Raw genomic sequence first — 8,664 nt, forward strand, 5'->3', positions numbered from 1 at the left:
TGTACGGCAGAGCCCGCATCCTCCCCCCATTACCCCACACCCTTTTCCTTCCCCCCCCCCACCCCCATACAACGGATCGCTTCCCGGGGCCCCCCCCCCCCCCCCCCCCCCCCCCCACCCCCGACTCAGCGCACGAAGACGAGGCCGCTCGTGGCCGCGTGGAACTCGTCCCGCACCCCGTCGTAGACGGCGCGCCAGACACCCGGTCCTCGCAGCTGCGCGGCGGCCGAGAAGCCGAAAGCGCTTCCGTTCCACTGCGCCTCGGCGGTGGCCGCGGTGGTCCAGCACGGCGAACCCGCGGTCAGGTACTCGATCCGGACCGGGATGGCGGCCGGGGTGAACCGAGGGAAGTCGATCGTCCCCGCCGCGGTGATCGTGCCGTCCGCCCCGCGGGTGGTGGTGAACGACGTGATCTTCGCCGGCTGGACGACGACGATGTCGGCCGTGCTCGCGTTGGCCGGCGCGAGGGTCTCGTCGGCCGGCAGGAAGTCGGCCCGGTAGTGGCCCGCGCGGACCGGGGTCACCGTGGCGCGGTAGCGGCCGTTCGCGTCGGTCACCGGCTGGACGTCGAACTCGCCGCAGAAGTCGTCGGTGCAGTAGGCGATCCCGACGGTCACCCCGGCGACCGGCTTGGCCGCGCTGGTGAGCCGCCCGCTGATGGTGACCGGGGTCCCGGCGTCCACGCGGGTGCTGCTCGCCTGGGCGGTGAGCTTGGTGGTGGCCGCGTCCGCCGGGGCGGCGGACGCGGGGAAGGCACTGAGGGTCAAGAAGGTCGCCGCCACGGCGAGGCCCGCCGCGAACCGGGTGGTGAAACGATTCATGGTTGTCCCCAATGGGTTCTCGAGCGCCGGGAGCCGGCGCTGACGATGAGGCTGTCGGCGGCGCGCGGGCGCGCGTTTCCGGCCGCCGCCGGTTTTCCCGCGGCGTTCAGGATCCGGCCGTCGGTCCTTCAGTTACCCCGGAAGAATTGTCACGACCGGACAAGCGGAGCGGAAATGCCCGCATCCGTTCGGAGTACCGGCCACCGGTCACCGGAACTGTTCACCCGGAAGCCGTCGCGCCTTAAGGCGCCGCGGTAACCCGGCGTGGGGTCACGGGCGATGAGTCCATTGTGACCCGGGGGGAAGTGACCGGCCGGCTGCGCAGCCGGCCGAGGTTCCAGCTCGTCCAAACCGAACAGCGGATGCTGCGCTGGCGGTTGCTGGGCGGCAACAACGTCTCGCTCGGCGCGGGGACCGCCGACTGTGCCGGGACGGCGGAATGCCTGAGCGCGATCACGCTGCTGCGGACCCGGATGGACTTGCTGAGCACGGACTTCCGGCACATCAGCGGCGGCCGGTGGCGGTGGCTGCTGCGGCTGGACGGGGTGTCGGTGGCCGAAGCCACGCACGCGTACGGGCGGCGCATCGAAGCCCAGCGTGGACTGGACCGGTTCCGGGTGGCGGCCGCGACGGCGAGCGTCGAAAACATCGAAACCGTCGTCGACTGGCGTCAGAAGTACCGCCGGAACGGGACCGACGATTCCGCGTCGCGCGCCCGGGAATAGCCCGGATGCGCGGGTGTTTCCCGGACCTTAACCACCACGACGTCGGGCGGGAACACGGAACAGTGCCCCCGGACAGCCTGCCGCGAGGAGATGAAGACGTCGCGGGATCCCGCGACACAATGGGGACTAGAGAAAGAGTGCCAACACGATGCGTGCTCGTACCACTCGACTTCTCGGCGTGACCGCCGTGGCCGCCGGGGCCGGCCTCGTCATGTCCGGCACCGCGCTCGCGGTGCCGCCGGCGAACGGCAACCCGGAGGTCGTCTCGGCCGTCGGTTCCGACACCATCTTCGGGATCACGGGGGCGGTCTTCACCGACGCGAACAAGCTCCCGCGGACCTGGAACACCGACCCGGACAACTTCGTGAACGTCCCGCCGGTGCTGGCTTCCGGCGCCTCGTTCACCGTCCCGGCCGACATCTTCAACCCGGCCATCACCTACACCAACCCGGGCAACCTGCCCCCCGACGGCTCGGGCGCGGGCAAGGCGGCGCTGAAGGCTTCGGCGGACGCCGGCAACGGCGCGGTGGACATCGCGCGCTCGTCCTCGGGCCGGGCCACTTCGGACCCGTCCACTTTCGAGTACTACGCGTTCGCCCGGGACGGCGTCACCTGGTCGTCCTCCTCGACCGGCGCGGGTGCGGGCCTGACCCTGACGCTCACGCAGCTGCGCAACATCTACAACGGCACCATCACCAACTGGAACCAGGTCGGCGGCACGAACGCGGCGATCCAGCTCTACCTGCCGCAGCTGGGTTCGGGCACGCTGAGCTTCTTCACCGGCACCGTCCTCGGCTTCGACCCGGCGACCATCCCGGACCTGACGGTGAAGCGCTTCCAGGAGAACGACGCGACCTCGATCGCGGCGGCCGACCAGTCCGCGGCGATCGCGCCGTTCTCGATCGCGAGCTGGGTGGCGCAGGGCAACGCGGTGCTGCCGAACAAGCGCAACGGCTACACGGTGAACAAGCTGACCGGCGCGGGCTCCGACGGCGCCCCGGTCTCGGGCTCGGCGGGCAGCTACGCCCCGGCGTTCGCGGACGGCTTCCTGGGCTCGCGCCTGGTCTTCCACGTCCTGGACACCCGGAGCCGCTCGTACAACGCCGCCAAGCGCGACGTGGGCTTCGACCCGACGGACACGGCCACGACGGCCAGCCCCCTCTGCGGCGGCAAGCTCGCGGCGACGATCGTCAAGTACGGCTTCAAGACGATCACCGGCACCGGCACGCTCACCTGCACCAAGTCCTGACGCGGTAACGAAACCGGGGCCCGGCGCGCACCCCGCGCCGGGCCCCTTCGCGTACTGGCGCAGGTGTCGTGACGGAGAAGGGCCCGGGTGCGGCCCACGCCAGGCTTCGGCGGCCTGAGCAGGCCGCTGAAAGCACCGCGCACACCGCCGACTCCTCTTACCGCACAAGCGAAAGGGGCCCGGCGCCACCAACACGCCGAGCCCCCGAGACACCCCTCAAGCCCAGGCCGGGAAGACCTTCCACAGCGCCAAGGCCGCCAGCGAGGCCAGCGTCAGCAGGATCGGCGCCGTGATCACGTACGTCGACACCGGGCGCCAGCGGCGGTACAGCAGCGTCGCTCCCCCGGCCGCCGCCACGAACGCCGCGAACGCCAGGGCCACCGCCGCCCAGGCTGCCGGGTCGCCGGTGCGGCCGTCCTGGTCGTCGGCGCGGCCGTTCTGGGGGGTCGGGCGGAACGGGCGGCCTTCGAGGCGCGCCGTCACCACCGTGGCCTGCGACGCCGCCAGCGGCCACCACGACGTCGACGTCACCAGGGTGAGCCGGTCGTCCGGGGTCTTGCCGTAGTCGAGGTTCTCGTCCAGCGCCCGCGTCGCCACGTCCTGGACCCGGTACACCGAAACGCCCTGAGGCGTCGCGACGACCAGGTCGTCCCCCGGGGCGAGCCGGGCCAGCGACGCGAATGGGCCGCCGTAGCCGGAGGAGCGGCCGGCGATCGCGGCGTTGCCCGGTTGCCCCGGGCCGGACGTGCCCGGCACGTGCCCGGGCCCGGTCGCCGTCTCCGCGCTCGACACCCCTTCGACGACCACCTGCCGCAACTTCAGCTTCGGCACCTCCAGCACCGCGACCGGGCCGCCGAACTCGACCGGCGTCGTGGGCGGCGGCGCGCCGAGCAGGCTCCGACTCGCCCCCAGCGCCCGGTCCATCTCGGCGCGGATCCCGGTGAGCGCAGTCCGCTGGTCGGCGGACTGGACCAGCGGGCCCAGCGCGTACACGACGAGCGCGAGCGCCACGACCGTCGTGACGAGCCAGGCGAACACCGTCGTGGCGATCCAGCCCGGGCTGAACCGCAGGAGTCCCTGCTCTTCGGGGGCTTCCTGCTCGGTCACCGTGCTCACGCGGCACCCCGCCCGAAGCGCACTCGCGCGGCCAGGGCCCGCACCACGCGGCTCAGCCACGGCGGCGCCGGCTTGCCCGCTGTCGCGTACGCCGTCAGCGACGGCAGCGTGGCCAGCACCATCAGCGCCAGCAACGGGATCAGCGCCCCCAGCACCCCGGCCCCGGCGAACGGCGGGATGGCCGTCGCGTCGGCGAGGTTCTTCGCCGCGAGGACGCTCGCCTGCGTCGGCACCGCGGCCGGAGCGGGCCCGGTGGCCGCGGCCGGGGAGCCGGCGGGGCCGGTCGTGTTCGACGCCGGGACCGCCGTGCCGCCGGTGCCCGTCGACCCGGCCGGCGGCGGGTTCTGCGCCGCTTCCCGCTCCTGGCAGGCCGCGGTGGCCGACCCGGTCCCGACCTTCGCTGCCCGCGCGTCGGCCTCCCCGGCCAGCGCGGGCGTCAGCGGCGTGAGGCCGGGCGCCAGCGCTCCTTGCCCGCCGTGACGCGCCACCTGCAGCACCGTCGCGAGTTCGTCCTGTTTGGCCTTCAGGGGCGAGCAGCTCGCGTCGACGAGCGGGTTGACCGGCGCGGCGAGGTACTCCGCGAAAGTGAGCGGGTAGGCCGCCGGGTCGGTCGCGGTGCCCGGCTGCAGCGTGCCGTCCGGGCCCTCCTTCATGCTCGACGCCGCGGCCTGCAGGCTCGCCGCGGTCGGCTGGACGAAGTTCCCGCTCGCGTTCGGCAGGGCGACCGGCGTCCAGCCGTACGCGCGGGCGGTGGCGAGGTCCGTGACGACCCAGTTGAGGCAGCCGCCGAAGCAGCTCGAGCTCGTCCCGGTCATCACGCTGTCGACGACCTTGCGCACGGCGAGCTGGCCGAACTTGGCGTCCACGTTGTGCTGCGGTGTTTTCCCGGGGTCGAGCGCGCCGAGGTCGGTGATCACCCCGGGCGACTGGCCCGCGGCCTTGCCGTAGACCTCCGGCAGGTCCGGGAACTTCCACGACGACGCCGCCGTGCGGGACAGCACCGCGCTCACCGTCGCCGGGACCGTGCCCGCCCCGGCTTCCCCGGTCAGGCCCCAGAACTGCGCCGTCGGGTCGGCGCCCGCGCGCACGACCGGGTTCAGGAACTCACTCGGCAGTGGCGCCGCCTGCACCTGCGCGAGCGCGAGGTTCCGGCCGACGAACGCCGAGGTGTCGCGGAAGATGCCGCCGCGGCCGGTGGTGTCCGGGTTCTGGCCGCCGTGGCTGAGCATCAGGGCCAGCTCGTCCAACGTCATCGAGAACGCGCCCTTGACCTGCGAGATCAACGGCGAGCCGTTGTCGTCGTGGTCGGTGGGCGACCAGCCCACCGCGGCGAGCACGGCCGCGTTCAGCGCGGCGGGGACGTACTCCCGCGCCCGCACGCTCTGTGTGGCGAGCGTGCCTCCGGAGCCGGTGACCGCGAGGTCCGATCCGCCGGTGTCGAAGGACTTCAGGCCCGCGTCCTCGGTCTCGCCGACGATCGTGGTGGGCTGCGAGCCGCCGGTGGGCGCGCACAGCAGCTGGTTCCACGCCACCGCGGTCCGCCCGAACCGCTCGGGCATGCTCGCGTTGAGCGTCTGCTCGCCGATCCCGCCGCAGCCCTTGACCGCCAGGCCCGGCGCGGCCGCGCGGAACACGCGAGAGTTGTCGTAGACGTCGAAGGGGCTGCCCGCCGCGTCGGCGCCGACGATCTCGAGTGTCAAGGCGCACGGCGTGTTCTCGTCACACGAGTACGACCACGACCGGGTCCGGATCTGGGTGCCGGTGGCCGGGTCGGTGGAGACCAGCGGGTTGTCCGCCCACGGGAAGTTCTCGTTTTTGTCGAAGTTGGTGTACCGCGGGTCGAACCCGACGAAGCCCGGCTTCGACTGTCCACGCGGGACACTGACGTCGAAGACCACGTCACCGCTGGTGCCGCTGCGCACCCGGGTCACGTTGTGCGTGCCCGAACGCTGGCCGGTGAGCTCGTCGCTGAACTCCTCGGAGCAGTAACCGCGGACGCGGGAGCCGAAGTCGTGGTCGGGCACCCAGGTCAGCACGCCGGTGGAGAAGTCGGGCTTCAGCAGGTTGTCGGGCAGCTGGGTCGGGCAGACCTTCAGCACCGCGACACTGCCGGTGGGCAGCCCGGAGACGACCACCTGCAGCGGGTCGCCGTCCTGGACCGCGGACAGGTCGGCGGGCACCGTCTTGAGGGTGAACGCCGGTGGCGCCGGCGGGCTCTCCTGGGCGCCGGCCGGCGGGACGGCGCTCCCCAGCACCGCCAGCACACCGCAGGCGAGCACCAGCCCGACACGCCTGAGCAGGACGAAAGACACGGAAGGCCCCCGGTTTCCAAGGCACGCGAACGGACGGCGCGCGCCGTGCCGGCGCGCGCCCGGACCCAACCTCCCCGAGCGACGCGGGCACGGTCAATGGACGCCGAGGCACACCCGAATGTGATTCACGTACGTCCCGTCGGGCGTTTTCCGGACGTACACCTTCCCCCGCCCGCGCCCGCACATACTGACCCGGCTGGGGCACTGCCTACTGCCCTCGATTCCCCGTCCCCGTGCGGAAAGGCCACCTGTGACCGTCGCGCTCCCCCGGCCCGAGCCGCCTTCCGGGTCCCCGGTCCGGCGGGCCGTCGCCGACCTGCCCTCCCGCGCCGACCGCGCGTTCCGGCGGGTGACCACGGGCGCCGGCCTCACCATGCTCGCGATCCTCGTGGTCATCGGCTTCTTCCTGGTGTACCGCTCCGGCCCGGCGTTCGACGTCAGCGGCTTCGGCTTCTTCACCACGGTCAAGTTCGACGCCGCCACCAGCACCCTCGGCGTGCTGGGCCTGCTCTACGGCACGGTCGTGGTGGCCCTGATCGCAATCTGCGTCGCCATCCCGCTGTCGATCCTCGCCGCGCTGTACATCACCGAGTACGCGAGCGGCAGGCTGCGCGGCTTCCTGACCGGCCTGGTCGACCTGCTGGCGGCCATCCCCAGCCTGCTGTACGGCTTGTGGGGCTTCAGCTTCCTGGGCCCGCAGGTGGTCCCGGTGTCGTCGTGGCTGACCGAGAACTTCGGCTGGTTTCCGCCGTTCGCGCACCAGGACAACACGCTCTTCCTCAACTCGATGTTCATCGCCGGGCTGATCGTGTCCCTGATGGTGCTGCCGATCACGACGTCGATCATCCGCGAGGTCTTCACCCAGACGCCGCCCGGGGAGAAGGAGGCCGCGCTCGCGCTCGGCAGCACCCGGTGGGGCATGGTCAAGACGGTAGTGCTGCCCTTCGGCCGCGGCGGGATCATCGGCGGGTCGATGCTCGGCCTGGGCCGCGCGCTCGGCGAGACCATCGCGGTTTCCCTGCTGCTGCCCCAGGTCCCGCAGATCACGACGCACGTCCTGCAGTTCGGCGGGGCGACGATCTCCGGGTTCATCGCGAACAACTCCGGCGCGTCCGGGCTGGCGCTGAGCGGGCTGATGGCGGCCGGGCTGGTGCTGTTCGTCTTCACCCTGGCCACCAACTTCACCGCGTCGGTGATCATCTCGCGCAGCCGGTCCGGCGCGGGGGTGGACGCCTGATGACCGCGACCCTGCCCCGCCCGGCGGACCCGGCGACCCGGCCGCGGCCGCTCGTCAAGCGCCGGACGGCCGCGACCACGACCCAGGACCGGCTGGCCGCGCTCGGCTGCGCGGTGTCGGCGGTGCTGCTGACGTGGTTCGTCCTGCACCTGCTGCTGACCTCACCCGGCTGGCTCGCCGACCTCGTCGTGGCGTACGCGCTGTACCTGGGGATGCTGTACCTGGTCACCCGGGACCGGCTGGGCCGGCTCGCCGCCGCCGACCGGCTCGTCTCCACCGTCGTCGTCACCGGGGCGCTGGGCCTGCTGGTGCCGCTGCTGTTCCTGCTCGGCTACATCGTCGTGCACGGCGCGCCGTTCCTCCGGTGGAGCTTCTTCGGCCACGACATGTCCACCGTCGGCCCGACCGACCCGGTCACCGCCACCGGCGGCCTGCACGCGATCGTCGGCACCCTGGAACAGACGGCGCTGACGCTGGTCCTGGTCGTCCCGCTGGGGTTGCTGACCGCGGTCTTCCTCAACGAGACGCGCTCGCGCTTCCGCCGTCCGGTCCGGATCATGGTCGACGCGATGAGCGGCCTGCCCTCGATCGTCGCGGGCCTGTTCGTCTACGCGGCCCTGATCATCCCCGGCATCCAGGCGGGGGTGAGCTTCTTCAGCTACAGCGGGCTGATGGCGACGCTGGCGCTCACGATGGTCATGCTGCCGACCGTCACGCGCACCATCGACGTCGTGCTGCGGCTGGTGCCCGACGGCCTCCGGGAGGCCTCGCTCGCACTGGGCGCGAGCCGGGCGCGGACGGTCTGGTCGGTCGTGCTGCCGACCGCGCGGACCGGCGTCACGACCGCGGTGATCCTCGGGGTGGCCCGGGTGGCGGGCGAGACCGCGCCGCTGCTGTTCACCTCGTTCGGCGCCGTGTTCCTCAACGCCAACCCGCTCGGCGGCCCGCAGGAGAGCCTGCCGCTGTTCGTCTACCGCTACATCAAGGAGCCGCTGGAGAACGTCCAGCAGCGCGGCTACGTCGGCGCGCTCGTGCTCATCCTGCTCATCTTCACCCTGTTCGCCCTCGCCCGGATCGCCGGGCGAGACCGGTCGAAGCGGCGGGCCCGGCGCCCCCCCCCCAAAAAACCCCCAACGACCCGATGACCGAACCCACCACCCCACCGCCCGCCCTGGACGGTTTTTTTGACGAGCCCGCGCCCGCG

The 8,664-nt window shown here is 72.4% G+C and carries 7 protein-coding genes; 4 read left to right on the plus strand and 3 right to left on the minus strand.

Features of this window, described 5'->3' with window-relative positions:
• Positions 1 to 125: 125 nt before the first annotated feature.
• Positions 126 to 821 carry a hypothetical protein gene (locus ACZ61C_RS33655; protein WP_465311904.1) on the minus strand — a complete coding sequence of 232 codons (696 nt, stop codon included), beginning with the start codon at positions 819 to 821 and terminating at the stop codon, positions 126 to 128.
• Positions 822 to 1,111: 290 nt separating this feature from the next.
• Between ACZ61C_RS33655 and ACZ61C_RS33660 the strand changes: the two genes are divergently transcribed.
• A complete protein-coding gene (locus ACZ61C_RS33660; protein ID WP_465311905.1) occupies positions 1,112 to 1,546 on the plus strand; it encodes a DUF1508 domain-containing protein in 435 nt (144 codons plus the stop codon).
• Between the two features lie 178 nt (positions 1,547 to 1,724).
• Entirely contained in the window at positions 1,725 to 2,795 is a 1,071-nt protein-coding gene (locus tag ACZ61C_RS33665; RefSeq protein ID WP_465311906.1) for a PstS family phosphate ABC transporter substrate-binding protein, read from the plus strand.
• Positions 2,796 to 3,011: 216 nt separating this feature from the next.
• On the opposite strand, the gene ACZ61C_RS33670 is transcribed toward ACZ61C_RS33665, so the two are convergent.
• Together ACZ61C_RS33670 and ACZ61C_RS33675 are read right to left on the minus strand one after the other, a co-directional pair.
• Positions 3,012 to 3,911: a sortase gene (locus ACZ61C_RS33670; RefSeq protein WP_465311907.1), complete on the minus strand. Its 900-nt coding sequence runs from the start codon at positions 3,909 to 3,911 to the stop codon at positions 3,012 to 3,014.
• Positions 3,908 to 6,223 carry a hypothetical protein gene (locus ACZ61C_RS33675; RefSeq protein ID WP_465311908.1) on the minus strand — a complete coding sequence of 772 codons (2,316 nt, stop codon included), beginning with the start codon at positions 6,221 to 6,223 and terminating at the stop codon, positions 3,908 to 3,910. Before ACZ61C_RS33675 ends, ACZ61C_RS33670 begins: the two co-directional genes overlap by 4 nt.
• Before the next feature lie 250 nt (positions 6,224 to 6,473).
• Between ACZ61C_RS33675 and pstC the strand changes: the two genes are divergently transcribed.
• Entirely contained in the window at positions 6,474 to 7,460 is a 987-nt protein-coding gene (pstC, locus tag ACZ61C_RS33680; protein WP_465311909.1) for a phosphate ABC transporter permease subunit PstC, read from the plus strand.
• Complete coding sequence (pstA, locus tag ACZ61C_RS33685) at positions 7,460 to 8,605, plus strand: phosphate ABC transporter permease PstA (RefSeq protein WP_465311910.1); 1,146 nt, start codon at positions 7,460 to 7,462, stop codon at positions 8,603 to 8,605. The genes pstC and pstA overlap by 1 nt, the downstream gene beginning before the upstream one ends.
• The last annotated feature ends 59 nt before the right edge of the window (positions 8,606 to 8,664 follow it).

Source organism: Amycolatopsis sp. NPDC104587, from assembly GCF_055583645.1.

Excerpts from the sequence above, each read along its gene's own strand:
- ACZ61C_RS33655 (WP_465311904.1), bottom strand. The coding sequence starts at position 821 with ATGAATCGTTTCACCACCCGGTTCGCGGCGGGCCTCGCCGTGGCGGCG.
- pstA (WP_465311910.1), top strand. The coding sequence starts at position 7,460 with ATGACCGCGACCCTGCCCCGCCCGGCGGACCCGGCGACCCGGCCGCGG.